20 protein-coding genes are annotated in these 16,257 nt (G+C 66.0%); 9 read left to right on the top strand and 11 right to left on the bottom strand.

The window, feature by feature from the left end; genetic code table 11:
* Nucleotides 1-47 precede the first annotated feature (47 nt).
* Entirely contained in the window at nt 48-422 is a 375-nt protein-coding gene (gene copC, locus KVT39_RS19845; protein WP_034178797.1) for a copper homeostasis periplasmic binding protein CopC, read from the bottom strand.
* Nucleotides 423-527: 105 nt separating this feature from the next.
* On the opposite strand from copC, the gene KVT39_RS19840 reads away from it, so the two are divergent.
* Entirely contained in the window at nt 528-1,244 is a 717-nt protein-coding gene (locus KVT39_RS19840) for a pseudouridine synthase (protein WP_034178798.1), read from the top strand.
* A 106-nt stretch (nt 1,245-1,350) separates the two neighbouring features.
* Entirely contained in the window at nt 1,351-1,539 is a 189-nt protein-coding gene (locus KVT39_RS19835; protein ID WP_034178799.1) for a hypothetical protein, read from the top strand.
* Here KVT39_RS19835 and KVT39_RS19830 read toward each other — a convergent pair.
* Nucleotides 1,522-2,559 (bottom strand): NAD-dependent epimerase/dehydratase family protein, encoded by a 1,038-nt coding sequence (locus tag KVT39_RS19830; protein WP_217590031.1) that lies wholly within the window; start codon nt 2,557-2,559, stop codon nt 1,522-1,524. The two genes, KVT39_RS19835 and KVT39_RS19830, sit on opposite strands and share 18 nt — an antisense overlap.
* 107 nt (nt 2,560-2,666) lie before the next feature.
* Here KVT39_RS19830 and KVT39_RS19825 point away from each other — a divergent pair, with 107 nt between their 5' ends.
* From KVT39_RS19825 to KVT39_RS19815, 3 genes are all read left to right on the top strand, one after another.
* The gene (locus KVT39_RS19825; RefSeq protein WP_034178801.1) at nt 2,667-3,698 is read left to right on the top strand and encodes a CDP-6-deoxy-delta-3,4-glucoseen reductase; all 1,032 of its coding nucleotides are present in this window, start codon (nt 2,667-2,669) and stop codon (nt 3,696-3,698) included.
* 288 nt (nt 3,699-3,986) lie between these two features.
* A complete protein-coding gene (locus KVT39_RS19820) occupies nt 3,987-5,171 on the top strand; it encodes an acetylornithine transaminase (RefSeq protein ID WP_034178802.1) in 1,185 nt (394 codons plus the stop codon).
* A gap of 13 nt (nt 5,172-5,184) precedes the next feature.
* Nucleotides 5,185-5,640, top strand: coding sequence for a GNAT family acetyltransferase (locus KVT39_RS19815; RefSeq protein WP_217590030.1), 456 nt, complete (start codon nt 5,185-5,187; stop codon nt 5,638-5,640).
* Between the two features lie 27 nt (nt 5,641-5,667).
* Here the strand turns inward: KVT39_RS19815 and KVT39_RS19810 are convergent, their stop codons facing one another.
* From KVT39_RS19810 to KVT39_RS38530, 9 genes are all read right to left on the bottom strand, one after another.
* A complete protein-coding gene (locus tag KVT39_RS19810; protein WP_034178804.1) occupies nt 5,668-6,339 on the bottom strand; it encodes a DUF2278 family protein in 672 nt (223 codons plus the stop codon).
* Between the two features lie 292 nt (nt 6,340-6,631).
* Complete coding sequence (locus KVT39_RS19805; RefSeq protein WP_034178805.1) at nt 6,632-7,348, bottom strand: ABC transporter ATP-binding protein; 717 nt, start codon at nt 7,346-7,348, stop codon at nt 6,632-6,634.
* Complete coding sequence (locus KVT39_RS19800; protein ID WP_034178806.1) at nt 7,348-8,124, bottom strand: ABC transporter ATP-binding protein; 777 nt, start codon at nt 8,122-8,124, stop codon at nt 7,348-7,350. The genes KVT39_RS19805 and KVT39_RS19800 overlap by 1 nt, the downstream gene beginning before the upstream one ends.
* A 23-nt stretch (nt 8,125-8,147) precedes the next feature.
* The gene (locus KVT39_RS19795; protein WP_034178807.1) at nt 8,148-9,317 is read right to left on the bottom strand and encodes an ABC transporter ATP-binding protein; all 1,170 of its coding nucleotides are present in this window, start codon (nt 9,315-9,317) and stop codon (nt 8,148-8,150) included.
* An 18-nt stretch (nt 9,318-9,335) separates the two neighbouring features.
* Nucleotides 9,336-10,286, bottom strand: coding sequence for a branched-chain amino acid ABC transporter permease (locus tag KVT39_RS19790; protein ID WP_034178808.1), 951 nt, complete (start codon nt 10,284-10,286; stop codon nt 9,336-9,338).
* 213 nt (nt 10,287-10,499) lie between these two features.
* Nucleotides 10,500-11,246 (bottom strand): amino acid-binding protein, encoded by a 747-nt coding sequence (locus KVT39_RS19785; RefSeq protein WP_217590029.1) that lies wholly within the window; start codon nt 11,244-11,246, stop codon nt 10,500-10,502.
* A gap of 203 nt (nt 11,247-11,449) precedes the next feature.
* Entirely contained in the window at nt 11,450-12,430 is a 981-nt protein-coding gene (gene ispH / locus KVT39_RS19780; protein WP_034178810.1) for a 4-hydroxy-3-methylbut-2-enyl diphosphate reductase, read from the bottom strand.
* A 2-nt stretch (nt 12,431-12,432) separates the two neighbouring features.
* Nucleotides 12,433-12,888, bottom strand: coding sequence for a peptidylprolyl isomerase (locus tag KVT39_RS19775; protein WP_034178811.1), 456 nt, complete (start codon nt 12,886-12,888; stop codon nt 12,433-12,435).
* Between the two features lie 3 nt (nt 12,889-12,891).
* Nucleotides 12,892-13,026, bottom strand: a complete 135-nt coding sequence (locus KVT39_RS38530; protein WP_258170484.1) for a hypothetical protein — start codon at nt 13,024-13,026, stop codon at nt 12,892-12,894.
* Between KVT39_RS38530 and radC the strand changes: the two genes are divergently transcribed.
* The 4 genes from radC to nadB all read left to right on the top strand — a co-directional run bounded on the left by radC (nt 13,025) and on the right by nadB (nt 16,204).
* Nucleotides 13,025-13,798 (top strand): DNA repair protein RadC, encoded by a 774-nt coding sequence (gene radC, locus KVT39_RS19770; RefSeq protein ID WP_034178812.1) that lies wholly within the window; start codon nt 13,025-13,027, stop codon nt 13,796-13,798. The two genes, KVT39_RS38530 and radC, sit on opposite strands and share 2 nt — an antisense overlap.
* Nucleotides 13,799-14,038: 240 nt before the next feature.
* Nucleotides 14,039-14,272, top strand: coding sequence for a 50S ribosomal protein L28 (gene rpmB, locus KVT39_RS19765; RefSeq protein WP_004186391.1), 234 nt, complete (start codon nt 14,039-14,041; stop codon nt 14,270-14,272).
* Between the two features lie 17 nt (nt 14,273-14,289).
* Nucleotides 14,290-14,457 (top strand): 50S ribosomal protein L33, encoded by a 168-nt coding sequence (gene rpmG / locus KVT39_RS19760; protein WP_006478046.1) that lies wholly within the window; start codon nt 14,290-14,292, stop codon nt 14,455-14,457.
* A gap of 160 nt (nt 14,458-14,617) precedes the next feature.
* Nucleotides 14,618-16,204, top strand: a complete 1,587-nt coding sequence (gene nadB, locus KVT39_RS19755; protein WP_034178813.1) for an L-aspartate oxidase — start codon at nt 14,618-14,620, stop codon at nt 16,202-16,204.
* Nucleotides 16,205-16,257: the final 53 nt, after the last annotated feature.

Below are 16,257 nucleotides of genomic sequence, written 5' to 3'. Positions count from 1 at the left end.
GATAAGAGCGGCGGCAACCCTGGCACGGGCCTGCCTCCGCTGTTGCGTCACTTCACGCCGAAGCCGTACGCACCTTGCGTGCGGTGTCCGTCGGTCGCGACGGCCACCCATTTCACCGTATAGGCGCCCGTGCCGATCGCCGTGAGCGGCACCGTCATCCGCTTGCGGTTCGACGCATCGATGCGCGCGCTGCCGTTCGACACCGTCTTGCCGTCGCCGTCGACGACGACGATCGAGCTGAACGCCGGCTCCAGCGGCTCGGTGAAATCGATCGTGACGGCGGCCGGTGCGGCGGCCAGCGCCGCGCCCGCCGCCGGATCGCTCTTCGCGAGATGCGCATGCGCGAACGCGGCCGACGAAACGGTCGCAGCAACGATGACGGCGGCAGCCTTGCGGCCGAACGGGAACGAATCGAAGTGCATGGTCCTTCCGTGAAAAATGAACGAGCGCGGCGCGGCGCGTTTCGGCAGCTTACCAGCGCAGCGTATTCATGCCGACCGCGCGCCGCTTGATAGAATGCGCGCGCTATGGATCTCGAAAGCATTCTCTACACCCAGGGCTTCGGCTCGCGCCGCCAGTGCCGCGGCCTGATCGAAGCGGGCCGCGTCGCCGTCGCGGGCGCCAGCGCGACCGACCCCGACGCCACGTTCGACACCGACGGCCTCGTGTTCTCGGTCGACGATACGGCCTGGCCGTTCCACGCGCGCGCGTATCTCGCGCTCAACAAGCCGGCCGGCTACGAGTGCTCGCGCGATCCGCAACATCATGCAAGCGTGTTCAGCCTGCTGCCCGCGCCGCTCGTCGCGCGCGGCGTGCAGTGCGTCGGCCGTCTCGACCAGGACACGACGGGCCTGCTGCTGCTGTCCGACGACGGCCAGTTCGTGCACGCGTACACGTCGCCGAAGCGCAAGGTGCCGAAGACTTACGTCGCGACCGTGCGCCACCCGCTCGACGATGCGCAGCTGCACGCGCTGCGCACCGGCGTGCAGCTCCACGGCGAGCCGAAGCCGATCGCGGCGATCGCCGCCGACGCGCGCGACACGCACGCGCTCGCGCTGACCGTCCTCGAAGGCAAGTATCACCAGGTGAAACGCATGGTCGCGGCGGCGAGCAACCGCGTCGAGTTGCTGCATCGCGAAAGCATCGGCGGCTTCGCGCTGCCGGACGACCTCGAACCCGGCGCGTGGCGCTGGCTCGATGACGCCGACCTTTCAGCGTTGCGCAATCCGGTCAAAACCCTGTAAGGGAAAATCCGCACGACCGTTCGGTGTCCGGCCGCGTCTCGGCCGTACGATCCCCCGCTATACTCGAATCACAAGCTGTACGAGCAGCGATGCAGGGGGAGACATCATGAACATCAACCATTCTTTCGAACTGTCGTACGTGATGATCGCGTTCGCGGTCGTCGGTGTCATCGTGATCGGCGGGCTGCTGGCCGCGATGCACATGAAGCACAAATATCATCCGAACCTGATCGGCGCGCTGATCGGTGCGCTGCTGTGCTTCCTGCTGATCGAGGCGTTACCGGCGCTGACCTGACGCGCTGCCCGGCGCGAGCGTTTGAAGGAAATCGTCTACGGTCGGATAACGCAACGTCACGCACAATTCGGCCTTGAGCCGTGCGTTGGACAGGCGCCGCGACTCGCGCATGAACGACAGCAGCGTCGGTTCGAGCTGGCGCTCGGCGTCCGCGCGGCTGACGCGCGGCGGCAGCGGCAGGCCGAGCGCCTGCGCGACCCGGTCGAAATACTCCCCCATCCGCAGTTCGCTGTCGTCCGACGCGTGCACGGCGCGCGCCGGCCTGCCGCGCTCGGCCGCCCGGCGCAGGATCGCCGCGAGATCGTCCGCGTGGATATGGTTCGTGTAGACGTCGTCGGCCGGCTCGAGCGCCGGCGTGCCGCGCTCGAGCCGCGCGACCGGCAGACGGTTCGCCGCGTAGATGCCGGGAATGCGCACGATGCGCGCGGACAGCACGCCGCGCACCGTCGCCGCGCGCAGTTGCCGCTCGGCCGACACGCGCCGGAACGCGCGCGGATTCGCGGGACGCAGCGGGTGCGTTTCGTCGATGCGCGCGCCGCCGCAATCGCCGTATACGCCCGTCGTGCTCGCATAGACGAGCCTCGGCGCGCGAAGACCGTCGGGTACAATACGCGCTGCCCGAACGGGCGCGCCGGCCTGCCGGACAGCGGCGCGCAGCGTTCGGAGCCGGCCGACCGCAGGTGCCGGCGGTGCCGCCGGGCGCCGCGCGGGCACGGTCGTTGCGGCGATCAGCGCACGCGTGCGCCGGTCGTCGCGGCCGTCGGACTGCGGCGGCGCGAGATGCAGGATCGTGCGGGCAAGGCCCGCGAGGCGGCCGAGCGTCGCGCGGCGATCGAGGTCGCCGACGATCGGCGTCGCGCCCGCGGCACGCAGCTCGTCGCGGCGGGCCGGGTGGCTCGTCAGCGCGAAGATCCGCAGGTTGCGGCGCGTGTCGCGCCATTGCGCGACGCAGCGCATGCCGACGTCGCCGCAGCCGACGATCAGTGCGCGCGGCCGGCGCAGGATTCGTGTCGCGATCATGTTGGTTGCGAAATCAGTAGCCACCGCTGCGCGACGCGCAACGGGTTTGCATTGTAGCTGCCGTGCTCGACATGCACGGTCCCCACATTTTGTTCTAGTTTGGTTCTATGGCATTCAACGTCACTCTCAAGCAAAGCGGCCGGCAATTCCAGGTCGAGTCGGACGAAACCGTGCTGGCGGCGGCGCTGCGCCAGAACGTCCATCTGCCGTACGGCTGCAAGAACGGCGCGTGCGGCTCCTGCAAGGGCCAGATCGTGTCGGGCCAGATCGAACAGGGCCCGCATGCCGCGTCGGCACTGTCCAATGACGAGCGCACGCGCGGCCTCGCGCTGCTGTGCTGCTCGAAGGCGCAGTGCGATCTCGAGATCGACGTGCGCGAAATCGCCGGCGTCGACGGCGTGCAGGTCAAGAAGCTGCCGTGCCGGATCGCCGCGCTCGAGCGCAAGGCCGACGACGTGATGGTCGTGAAGCTGCAGTTGCCCGCCAACGAGCGCCTGCAATACCTCGCGGGCCAGTACGTCGAATTCATCCTGAAGGACGGCTCGCGCCGCAGCTACTCGATGGCGAACGCGCCGCACGAGGAAGGCCCGATCGAGCTGCACATCCGCCACATGCCGGGCGGCAAGTTCACCGACCACGTGTTCGGCGCGATGAAGGAGCGCGACATCCTGCGCTTCGAAGGCCCGCTCGGCACGTTCTTCCTGCGCGAGGATTCCGACAAGCCGATCGTACTGCTTGCATCGGGCACGGGCTTCGCGCCGATCAAGGCGATCATCGAGCACGTGAAGCACCGGGGCATCACGCGCCCGATGACGCTCTACTGGGGCGCACGCCGCAAGAAGGACATCTATCTCGGCGAGCTCGCCGAGCAGTGGGCCAGCGAAATCCCGAACTTCAAGTACGTGCCGGTGCTCTCCGAGCCCGACGACGGCGACCAGTGGACGGGCCGCACGGGCTTCGTCCATCGCGCGGTGATCGAGGACCTGCCCGATCTGTCGGGTCACCAGGTGTACGCGTGCGGCGCGCCGGTGATGGTCGAATCCGCGCAACGCGACTTCACGCAGCACCACGCGCTGCCGGCCGACGAGTTCTACGCGGACTCGTTCACGAGCGCCGCCGATCTCGCGCATCCGGTCTGAGTAAGGCACACCCGCGCTCCGCGTCGCGATGTCACATCCATGGCATCGCGGCGGTTTACAGTGGGGCGCGGGATGCCTTATGCTTGCGCACATGAACCGCTTCCTGTCCGCCCTTCGACGTCGCCGCTCGCCGCTCCGCCCGGATGCCGCAGGCTCGTCACGGACTCGCGCGTAACCCCCACACTGCTTCACCGGTTACGCACAAGCTGTTCGAACCCACCAGCCACGGCCTTCCGTGGCTTTTTTATTGCCCCGTTTCCCTTTCAACGTCCGCTGGAGTCTGCTGCCATGCCCTTGAACGATTACCCGATCGACTCGCTGATGTACATCACGAACCGCCCCGACATCGTGTTTACGCACGGCAAGGGTTCGTGGCTCTACGATCACACGGGCAAGCGCTATCTGGACTTCATCCAGGGCTGGGCCGTCAATAGCCTCGGCCACTGCAACGACGGTGTCGTCGAAGCGCTGAAGACGCAGGCCGAAAAGCTGCTGAACCCGTCGCCGGCGTTCTACAACGAGCCGATGGCGAAGCTTGCGGGCCTGCTCACGCAACACAGCGTGTTCGACAAGGTGTTCTTCACGAACAGCGGCGCCGAGGCGAACGAAGGTGCGATCAAGCTCGCGCGGAAGTGGGGCCGCAAGTTCCGCAACGGCGCGTACGAGATCATCACGTTCGATCACAGCTTCCACGGCCGCACGCTCGCGACGATGTCGGCCAGCGGCAAGCCGGGCTGGGACACGATCTACGCGCCGCAGGTGCCGGGCTTCCCGAAGGCCGAACTGAACAACATCAACTCGGTCGAGAAGCTGATCACCGACAAGACCGTCGCCGTGATGCTCGAACCGATCCAGGGCGAAGGCGGCGTGATCCCGGCAACGCGCGAGTTCATGCGCGAACTGCGCGCGCTGACGAAGCAGCACAACCTGCTGCTGATCGTCGACGAAGTGCAGAGCGGCTGCGGCCGTGCGGGTACGCTGTTCGCGTACGAGCTCGCCGACATCGAGCCGGATGTCATGACGCTCGGCAAGGGCATCGGCAGCGGCGTGCCGCTCGCTGCGCTGCTGTCGAAGGCCGACGTCGCGGTGTTCGAGGCCGGCGACCAGGGCGGCACGTACAACGGTAACCCGCTGATGACGGCGGCCGGCTATTCGGTGATCTCGCAGCTCGTCGCGCCCGGCTTCCTCGAAGGCGTGCGCGCACGCGGCGAATACCTGAAGCGCAAGCTGCTCGAGCTGTCGGAGGAGCGCGGCTTCGAGGGCGAACGCGGCGAAGGCCTGCTGCGCGCGCTGCTGCTCGGCAAGGACATCGGCCCGCAGATCGTCGAGAAGGCGCGCGACATGCAGCCCGACGGCCTGCTGCTGAACGCCGCGCGGCCGAACCTGCTGCGCTTCATGCCCGCGCTGAACGTGACGACCGACGAGATCGACCAGATGATGGCGATGCTGCGGTCGATCCTCGACACGCTCTAAGGAGACCGCCGCGATGGATGCCGCCGCCGATGCTGTCGCGATCCGCCCGTTCGAACGCGCCGACACCGATGCCGTGCTCGCGGTATGGCGCGACGCGTTCCCGCAATACGACGAAGCCGGCGCGCCGCCGCACCGCGATCCGCTGCGATCGATCGAGCTGAAGCTCGCGACGCAGCCCGAGCTGTTCTTCGTCGCGACCAGCGGCGCGCGCGTCGTCGGCACGTTGATGGCGGGTTTCGACGGACATCGCGGCTGGCTCTACTCGTTCGGCGTCGCGAACGACGCGCGGCGGCTCGGCGTCGGCCGTGCGCTGATCGCGCACGCGGAAAGCACGCTCGCCGCGCGCGGCTGCATGAAGATCAACCTGCAGGTGCTGCCCGGCAACGACGATGCGTGCCGCTTTTATGCGGCGCTCGGCTATCGCGTCGAGGAGCGCATCTCGTTCGGCAAGACGCTGCCGGCCGCGTGATGCCGCCGGCCGCGACAGCGGCCGGCCTCAACGCGTGATCGGCCCCGCGTCCGGCAGCGGATTGCCGAGCGCATCGGTCGGCACGGCCTGCTGTTCGAACGCCGCGAAATACGCGGCCCACTGCGTATCGCTCACGCGCACGATCAGCGCGCCGTCCTGCCAGACGTCGTTGTGGTCGTTATGGTCGTCGCCTGCGCGATGCAGGTAGTTCGGGCCCGTCGAACCCTGGTTCATGTGCGTGTCGTGAATGCCGTTGCCTTCCGCATAGGTGCGGCCGAACACGACGACGTCGAGGCCCTGCGACTGCGCGGCGCTCACGAGCCGCAGCAGCGACGGGATCGGCTCCGGGTTCTCGGTGCCGTCCATCACCGCGCTCGCGCGCCACGCGCCCGTCTCGTTCAGGATGTCGCTGCGCAGGTAGTCGAGCGCGGGCAGCGCGGCCTGCCCCGTGAGGTCGGTGTAGCCTTCCGCCGCGGCCGCAAGCGTCTGCGTGACGGGATGGTGGAAATCGTAGACGAGCTTGTAGTTCAGCAAGTCGTCCGCATCGCTGGTGCCGACGTTGATCGCGACATCCCAGTCGCCGGCCGGCAGCGCCAGCGTCAGGTGGATGTGATACTGGATCTCGCTGCCGTGCGGCGAGCCCTTCAGCTTCGCCACCGATGTCACCTTCGCCTTCACGAAACCGTAGTCCAGACTCATGCGTGTTCTCCGTGTGCCGATGGGCTGTGGATGCTATGCGGCCCGTGTGTCGGTTTGCGGGCGACCGGCTGCGGGCGACCGGCTGCGGGTGGCCTGCCCTGTCGTTTCCCGCATCGCGTGCGTGGTGCAACAGTCGAATGGAGTCGCCTCCGCACGCACAGTTCAGTTCGACACGAATCGCACGACACGAAAAAAAGGCTGTCACGGCATCCCGTGACAGCCTTTCGAAAGCCCTTGCACGACGCGCGCGGCGTCTGCCGCCGCGCGTCACCGGGCCCGCTTATTCATCCACTTACTCGCCGAGATACGCTGCCCGCACCTTCGGATCGTCGAGCATCTGCTTCGCGTCGCCTTCCATCGTGACCATGCCCGAGTCCATCACGTAACCGCGGTCGGCCGCCTGCAGCGCAAGGCGCGCGTTCTGCTCGACGAGCAGCACCGTGATGCCCTCCTTCGAGATCTCGCGCACCACTTCGAAGATCTTCTCGACCATGATCGGCGACAGCCCCATCGACGGCTCGTCGAGCAGCAGCAGCTTCGGCTTGGACAGAATCGCGCGCGACATCGCCAGCATCTGCTGCTCGCCGCCCGACAGCGTGCCCGCGAGCTGCGATGCACGCTCCTTCAGGCGCGGAAAGAAGCCGAACATCCGGTCGACGTCCTTCTTGATCTGCTCGGTGTCGTTGCGCAGGTAAGCGCCCATCTGCATGTTCTCGACGATCGACATCCGCGCGAAGATCCCGCGGCCTTCCGGCACCATCGCGAGGCCGCGCTTGAGCAGTTCGTGCGCCGGGATGCCCTTGATCGACTTGCCGTCGTACTCGATGTCGCCCGCCGAATACGGCTTCAGACCCGTGATCGCCTTCATCGTCGTGGTCTTGCCTGCACCGTTCGCGCCGATCAGCGTCACGAGCTCGCCCTGACGGACTTCCATGTCAACGCCCTTGACGGCCTGAATGCCGCCGTAGTTGACCTGCAAGCCCTTGATTTTCAACATTGCCGCTGCCATCAGTGCACCCCTGCGCCGAGATATGCCTCAATCACCTTCGGATTCTTCTGCACGTCCTGCGGCAGACCCTCGGCGATCACCTTGCCGTAATCGAGCACCGTCATCCGGTTGCACAGCCCCATCACGAGCTTCACATCGTGCTCGATCAGCAGAATCGTGCGGCCGTCCGAGCGGATCTTGTCGAGCAGGCGCGTGAGTTCGACCTTCTCGGTCGCGTTCATCCCGGCCGCCGGCTCGTCCAGCGCGAGCAGCTTCGGGTCGGTCGCAAGGGCCCGCGCGATCTCGAGACGGCGCTGGTGGCCGTACGACAGGTTGCGCGACGTGTAGTCGGCGTACTGCAGCACGCCCACGTATTCGAGCAGCTCGATCGCGCGTTCCTTGATCTCGCGCTCTTCCTGGCGTTCGGCCGGCGTCTGGAACACCGCGCCGAGCAGGCCGTGCTTGGTGCGCACGTGGCGGCCCACCATCACGTTCTCGAGGGCCGTCATCCCGCCGAACAGGCGGATGTTCTGGAACGTGCGCGCGATGCCCGCCTTCGCCACCTGGTGCACGGCCGTCGGCGTGTAGTTCTGGCCGTCCAGCTTGAAGTCGCCGGAGTCCGGCGTGTAGAGGCCCGTGATCACGTTGAAGAACGTCGTCTTGCCGGCGCCGTTCGGGCCGATCAGGCCGTAGATCTCGCCTTCCTTGATCTGCAGGCCGACGTCGGACAGTGCCTGCAGGCCGCCGAAGCGTTTGTTCACGCCCTGCACGGACAGTCGGATTTGCTTGTCGCTCATGTGTGTATCCCCTTGTCCGTTCGTTACGCGCGCACCGGCTTCTTGCTGGCGCGCTTCGCCAGTTTCGCGATCTTGTCCTCATGCTTCGGCGCGGGCCACAGGCCTTCCGAGCGGTACAGCATGATGATCACCATCGCGAGGCCGTACAGCGCCTGACGGATCACTTCCGTATCGACGATGTCATGACCGAACAGCGCATGCTGCAGCGGGCTCATCGTCGAGCGCAGGAATTCCGGGAAGATCGCGAGCAGCACCGCGCCCAGGATCACGCCCGGGATATGGCCCATGCCGCCGAGCACCACGCAGGCGAGCACGACGATCGATTCCCAGAACGTGAACGATTCCGGCGACACGAAGCCCTGGAACGCGCCGAACATCGAGCCCGACAGGCCGCCGAACGACGCGCCCATCGCGAACGCGAGCAGCTTCACGTTACGGGTGTTGATGCCCATCGCCTTCGCCGCGATCTCGTCCTCGCGGATTGCCGCCCATGCGCGGCCGATACGCGAGTGCTGCAGGCGCGTACACACCCAGATCACCAGCAGCGAGCACAGCACGAACAGGTAGTAGTACATGTAGACCGACGGCAGCTGGAAGCCGAACAGCGAGTGCGTCTGCGACAGGTTGAAGCCGCCGACGTGCACCGGATCGATCCCCGTGATCCCCTTCGGGCCGTTGGTGATGTTCACCGGACGGTCGAGGTTGTTCATGAAGATCCGGACGATTTCACCGAAGCCGAGCGTCACGATCGCCAGGTAGTCGCCGCGCAGGCGCAGCGTCGGCGCACCGAGCAGGATCCCGAAGGTGGCCGCCAGCGCCATCGCGATCGGCACGATGATCAGGAACGGGATGTGCAGCCCGCCGGGCGCGATGGCCGCGATCCACTCGAACTGCGAGGTCAGGTGCGGCGAAGACAGCAGCGCCGCCGTGTACGCGCCCACCGCGTAGAACGCGATGTAGCCGAGGTCGAGCAGGCCGGCGAAGCCGACCACCACGTTCAGGCCGAGCGCGAGCATCACGTACAGCATCGCGAAGTCGAGCACGCGGACCCAGTAGTTGCCGCCGGCCGAGCCGATGATGATCGGCGCGGCGATCACGAATACAGCGGTCAGGATGCCGATGACGACGGTCTTGGCGGTGTTGCGCTCTTCGACGAGCGACGTCGAGGATTCGATCGGTTGAATGGATGTCATGTTGTTTGCTCCCTTCCGTTACGCGCGATCCGCGACCCGTTCGCCCAGCAGGCCCGACGGACGGAACACCAGCACGATGATCAGCACGATGAAGGCGAACACGTCCTGGTAGTTACTGCCGAATACGCCGCCCGTGAGGTTGCCGATGTAGCCGGCACCGAGCTGCTCGATCAGGCCGAGCAGCACGCCGCCGACCATCGCACCGCCGAGGTTGCCGATCCCGCCGAGCACCGCCGCCGTGAACGCCTTCATGCCGGGGATGAAGCCCATGTAGAAGTGCACGTTGCCGTATTCGGACGCGATCATCACGCCGGCCAGCGCGGCAAGCGCGGAGCCGATCATGAACGTCGCGGAAATCACGAAGTTCGGGTTCACGCCCATCAGGCTTGCCGTGTTCGGGCTTTCGGCGATCGCGCGCATCGCGCGGCCGAGCTTGGTCTTGTGCACGAGCAGCAGCAGGCCGCCCATCACGATGAACGCCACCGCGATGATCACGATTTCAGTCACCGAGATCACGGCGCCGGGCGTCGTGTCGGTCGCCTTGATCACGTTGATCGGATCGGTCGGCAGCAATTGCGGGAACGGCAGCGGGTTGCGCGACCAGATGATCATCGCGGCCGTCTGCAGCAGGATCGACACGCCGATCGCGGTGATCAGCGGCGCGAGGCGCGGCGCGCGGCGCAGCGGCCGGTACGCGACACGCTCGATCGTGAAGCCCACGAATGCACAAACGACCGCGGCAATGCCCAGGCCGATCGTCAGCGTGGCGATGTTGCCGAGTCCGGGGAAGTGGTTCTGCAGCACGGTGATGGCCGACAACGCGACCATCGCGCCGATCATCAGCACGTCGCCGTGCGCGAAGTTGATGATGCCGAGAATGCCGTACACCATCGTGTAACCCAACGCGATGATGGCGTACACACTGCCGAGCACCAGCCCGTTGAGAACCTGCTGGACGAAAATATCCATTTAAAGCTCCTTGGCCCGTGCTGCCGGAGGACGTTGCGCCCCGCGGGTAAGCGAGGAATCGCGCCTTCTCGGCGACACTGCGGGTACTAGTCGATACCGGTAAGGGTGTGGATCGTCCCGGCGCGCGCCGCCCGGCCTGTACGGCCGGACCTGCCGCCGGAGCGGATACAAAAACGGCACCGCACTGTTCCGGTGCCGTCATGAGTCCCGTCGCTAAATCGTCACGACGTCGAGGACGGTGTTCGTAGCCTCCTTGAAGTCGTAGGGCAGCATGCCGGGACGGCCATCGTCCGGTTGCCCGGCATCCGTGCCTTTTACCGTCCGGCGCGAGGCAAGCCCCGCATCCAGGCGGATCGGATTCCGTGCCGCGTCGCCTGGCAAGGCATCGCGAAAGCCGCGCCCGACATGCGTCGGGGCTGCGTCGGAATCCATCGTACGAACCAGGCCGCGCACCACGACACCACCGCTCGCGGCGACACGCTGTTTCGTCGAATCGAAATGAAAGGGGGCCGGTGACATCCCCGCGCTGCCCGCATCGCCGGGCGCCATAGCCGGCATCCGTCGATCGGCGCGCACGGTCGTTGTCACACCGCGACCGGCGGCTTGTTGCAATGCAACCTGCATGCCCGCTGCCCGACCGTTCGCCAGGCCAAGCGCGTTGATTTCCTCGATCGCCAAACGTGCCCCGTTTTCCTTGTCCTTGCCCAATTGCTGCGCAATGCGGCACACCGATGGTGCCGCACGACCGGTTCCGGCGACGCGCACGCCGCTGGCCGGCGATGCCGCGAACACCGCAGCCTCCCTGCCCGCCCCGTCGTCGCTCTTTTTGCTGCAACCGGCACGCATTGCAACCGGTGCGGCGACGGACACGGCGTAAGCCAACTTCACATGCATTGAATGGTCTCCCGCGCCTTGCCAAAATCCGATTTCAAAGCCATTCAGGCTTGAAAACGGGCGCATTGTAACTCCATTTATAGGACGCCAATAATCCTGATTCGATGGGGTTTTCCTGCATTGCAACCAATTTTGAGAGACGGTTACGAACATCCGGAGCAACCGGGTTGCACCATGATCGCGAATAATGGTTGCGATCTCGATTTCGACGTACAAAAAAAAGCGCGCCGGGAGGCGCGCTTCGGTGTTCCGCGGGTGCGATGCGGCAATCAGGCAGCGGGCGGCAGGTTCAACCCGCGTGGCAGCGGAAACGACACGTTTTCCTCGATGCCGTCGAGCGCGCGAACGTTGCGCACGCCGAGTTCGCGCAGTCGCGCGATTACGGCCTGGGCGAGCACTTCGGGTGCCGACGCGCCGGCCGTCACGCCGATGCGGCGCTTGCCTGCGACCCATGCCGGATCGATCTGGTCGGGCGCATCGACCATGTACGCGTCCACACCGCGCTTCTCGGCCACTTCGCGAAGCCGGCTCGAGTTCGAGCTGTTCGGGCTGCCGACGACGATCACGACGTCGCACTGCGGCGCCATGAACTTCACCGCATCCTGGCGGTTCTGCGTCGCGTAGCAGATGTCCTGCTTCTTCGGCTCGCGGATCTTCGGATACTTCGCCTTCAGCGCGGCGATGATCTCGGCCGCGTCGTCGACGGACAGCGTCGTCTGCGTGACGAGCGCGATGCGCTCGGGATCGGCGAGCTCGAGCTTCTGCACGTCCTCGACGCTCTCGACGAGATGCATGCCGCGCTCGACCTGCCCCATCGTGCCTTCGACTTCCGGGTGGCCCTTGTGCCCGATCATCACGATATCGACGCCGTCCTGGCGCATTTTCGCCACCTCGACGTGCACCTTCGTGACCAGCGGGCAGGTTGCGTCGTAAATGCGCAACCCGCGCACGTCGGCCTCGTCGCGCACGGCCTTCGACACGCCGTGCGCGCTGAAGATCACGGTATTGCCGGCCGGCACTTCCTCGAGTTCCTCGACGAAGATCGCGCCTTTCTTCTTCAGATCCTCGACCACGTACTTGTTGTGGACGATTTCGTGACGGACATAGATCGGCGCACCGTGCATCGCGATCGCGCGCTCGACGATCTCGATCGCACGGTCGACGCCCGCGCAGAAGCCGCGCGGCTGGGCCAGCAGGATTTCGGCGTCGGCGGCGACGGTCTGCCCGGACAGCGTATCGGTGGTGCTCATGATTACAGGATTCCGATGATTTTCACTTCGAACGTGAGCGCCTGGCCCGCGAGCGGATGGTTGAAGTCGAACAGCGCCGAGGTTTCACCGACTTCCTTCAGCACCCCCGCATACCGGCCGCCGTCCGGCGCATTGAACTCGATCAGCTCGCCCGGCGTGAAATCGTCGCCGACCATCCCGTTCTCGCGCAGCGTCGACAGCGTCACGCGCTGGAGCATGTCGGGATTCCGGGGACCGAACCCCTGTTCGGGCGTTAGCTGAAAAGTCGAGTGGTCTCCAACCCTGAGCCCGAGCAGAATCTGTTCCAGCGACGGCGCCAGTTGTCCCGCGCCGAGCAGCAGCGTGGCCGGCTTGTCGGTGAAGGTGTTGACGATGTCGGCGCCGTCGGCCAGTGCGAGCCGGTAATGCAACGTGACGTGGGAACCGGGCTTCACTTCGGATAGATCGATGAGGCTCATGAATTACTCGTTCAGTCGGCGCCCGATACGGCCGAAAAGGCCCGGCGCAAAACCAATATTGTAAGTCACCTGAGCGCGCAAGGCGGAAAGTGCGACGACGTCGCGCAGACCGCCCGCCGCCAATGGAGTTTCGAGCATGCTGTCACCCTGTCTCGCCCTGCCGCCGGTCGAATGCCGCGACGGCGCCGATGCGCCGACCGATCCGCCCCGCCGCGTCCTCCCGATCCGCCGGCGCAAGCACCGCCCGGTGGACTGGCGGCCCGAGCGGCCGCGCGAGCGAATGCTGGAGCGCGGACCGGCCGCGCTGACCGACGACGAACTGATCGCGCTGCTGCTCGGCACCGGCAAGCCCGGGCACGACGTATTCGTCAGCGCCCGCGCATTGGTCAAGCAGTTCGGAACGTTGCGCGGGCTGCTCGAGGCGACGACCGACGATTTCGAAGCGCACCCGGGCATCGGCCCTGCGCGCTCCACGCGGCTGGCCGCGGTCACCGAGATCGCGCGGCGCATGCTGAAGGAGAAAGCATCCGAACGTACGCCGATCGATTCGCCCGGCGCGGTCGAGGATTATCTGCGGCTGAAGATCGGCTCGCACCCGCACGAAGTGTTCGTCGCGGTGTACCTCGACGCCCGCCACGGCCTGATCGAGACGGAGGAAATCACGCGCGGCTCGCTGACGCGCATGGCCGTCTACCCGCGCGAGATCGTGCGCCGCGCGATGACGCATAACGCCGCGGCGCTGATCGTCGCGCACAACCATCCGTCGGGCGCGGTGCAGCCGAGCGCGGAGGACCGCCGCCTGACCCGCGTGTTGCGCGACGCGCTCGAACTCGTCGACGTGCGGCTGCTCGATCACGTCGTCGTCGGCACCAGCGACACTTTCTCGTTCGCACGTGCCGGTTGGCTGTAGACTGTGGCGCGGCGGCCCGCCTCGGGGTGCCACAACGGCGAAGCGAAATTAGGTTTGATTTTCCTGAACTTTTTCTGCTAGAATCGCCGTCTGTCTTTTTTCCAACCAGTTCTAGCCATCGAAGGGCCTTGTCTGCAAGGGCTACGGCGTTCTGAGAGTGCGGCCATGGATCACGTGGCGGTGCGATGAGAACCTTCATCGGCGATCGAACCCCGAATTTAGCGTATTAGGAGTGCTCTCATGGCACGCGTATGCCAAGTAACTGGGAAAGCGCCGATGAGCGGCAACAACGTTTCCCACGCCAACAACAAGACCAAGCGTCGCTTCCTGCCGAACCTGCAAAACCGCCGGTTCTGGGTAGAGAGCGAAAACCGCTGGGTGCGCCTGCGCGTTTCGAACGCCGGCCTGCGCCTGATCGACAAGAACGGCATCGATTCCGTGCTCGCTGACCTGCGCGCACGCGGCGAAGCCTAAGCCCAAGGAGCACAATCATGGCAAAAGGCGCACGCGACAAGATCAAGCTCGAGTCGACCGCTGGTACGGGTCACTTCTACACGACCACGAAGAACAAGCGCAACATGCCGGAAAAGATGGCGATCAAGAAGTTCGATCCCGTCGTCCGCAAGCATGTGGAATACAAAGAAACCAAGATCAAGTAATCTCCGGTTTCTGCCAGCCTGACGGCGACCGAAAAGCCCCGCGCATGCGGGGCTTTTTGTTTTGCGCGCACGCTCGGGCCCGACGCGGTATGCTCTCCCCTTTCCGCGGCCGTGGCCGCCGGAACGCACAAGATCAAAAGCGTAACGATGGAGATGCAGCATGAAATTCGACGTGGCGATCGTCGGCAGCGGCCTGGCAGGGCTGTCGGTCGCACTCAATCTGGCCAGCACGCGACGTGTCGCGCTGATCGCGAAACGTTCGATGATGGAGGGCGCAAGCGATAACGCGCAGGGCGGCATCGCGGCGGTCCTCGATTCGGCGGACAGCATCGAGAACCACGTCGACGACACGCTGGTCGCCGGTGGCGGCCTGTGCGACGAAGGCGCGACGCGCTATATCGTCGAGCACGGCCGCGAAGCGATCGAATGGCTGATCTCGCAAGGCGTGCCGTTCACGAAGGACGACGCAGCCGAACTCGGCTTCCACCTGACGCGCGAAGGCGGCCACAGCCACCGCCGGATCATTCACGCGGCCGACGCGACCGGCCATGCGGTGCTTGCGACGCTGTCGGAGCGCGCGCGCCAGCATCCGAACATCACGTTCTTCGAAAATCACCATGCGATCGACCTGATCACGTCGGACCGGCTCGGCCTGCCCGGCCGCCGCTGTCACGGCCTGTATGCGCTCGACGTCGACAACGACCGCACGATCACGATCGAGGCACCGCACACGGTGCTCGCAACGGGCGGCGCCGGCAAGGTCTATCTGTACACGACGAACCCCGACACGGCGACCGGCGACGGCATCGCGATGGCATGGCGCGCGGGCTGCCGCGTGTCGAACATGGAATTCATCCAGTTCCACCCGACCTGCCTGTTCCATCCGTATGCGAAATCGTTCCTGATTTCGGAGGCCGTGCGCGGCGAAGGCGGCCTGCTGAAGCTGCCCGACGGCACGCGTTTCATGCCCGCGCACGATCCGCGCGCCGAGCTCGCGCCGCGCGACATCGTCGCGCGCGCGATCGACTTCGAGATCAAGAAGCGCGGGATCGACTGCGTGTATCTCGACATCAGCCACCAGCCGGAAGCGTTCCTGCGCGAGCACTTCCCGACGATCCATGCGCGCTGCCTCGAATTCGGCATCGACATCGCGAAACAGCCGATCCCCGTCGTGCCGGCCGCGCACTATACGTGCGGCGGCGTCGTGACCGATCTTGCCGGGCGCACCGATCTCGCGGGCCTGTACGCGGTCGGCGAAACGTCGTACACGGGGCTGCACGGCGCGAACCGGCTCGCGAGCAACTCGCTGCTCGAATGTCTCGTGATCGGCCGCGCGGCGGCCGAAGCGATCGAGGCGGCCGGCTTCGATTCGGAAACGCCGGCCACGCTGCCCGCATGGGACGAAAGCCGCGTGTCGGATGCGGACGAGGAAGTCGTCGTCGCGCACAACTGGGACGAGCTGCGCCGCCTGATGTGGAACTACGTCGGCATCGTGCGCACCGACAAGCGCCTCGAACGCGCGAAGCACCGGCTGTCGCTGCTGCGCGACGAGATCCACGAGTACTACGCGAACTTCCGCGTGACGCGCGACCTGCTCGAACTGCGCAACCTCGTCGACGTGGCGACGCTGATCGTGAAGAGCGCGCAGTCGCGCCGCGAAAGCCGCGGGCTGCACTACAGCCGCGACTGGCCGCACACGCTGCCGAAGGCGCTGCCGAGCGTGCTCACGCCGCGCGCGCGTCGCTGAGCGGCGCCCTTCCCGGTTGCGGCCGCACAGGAAAAAAGCCGTTGGCGTTTGCA

This window comes from Burkholderia sp. GbtcB21 (genome assembly GCF_019091065.1).
GTDB lineage: Bacteria > Pseudomonadota > Gammaproteobacteria > Burkholderiales > Burkholderiaceae > Burkholderia > Burkholderia pyrrocinia_C.
The sequence above is the reverse complement of the archived record's forward strand: the minus strand, read 5'-3'. Positions and strand labels throughout refer to the sequence as shown.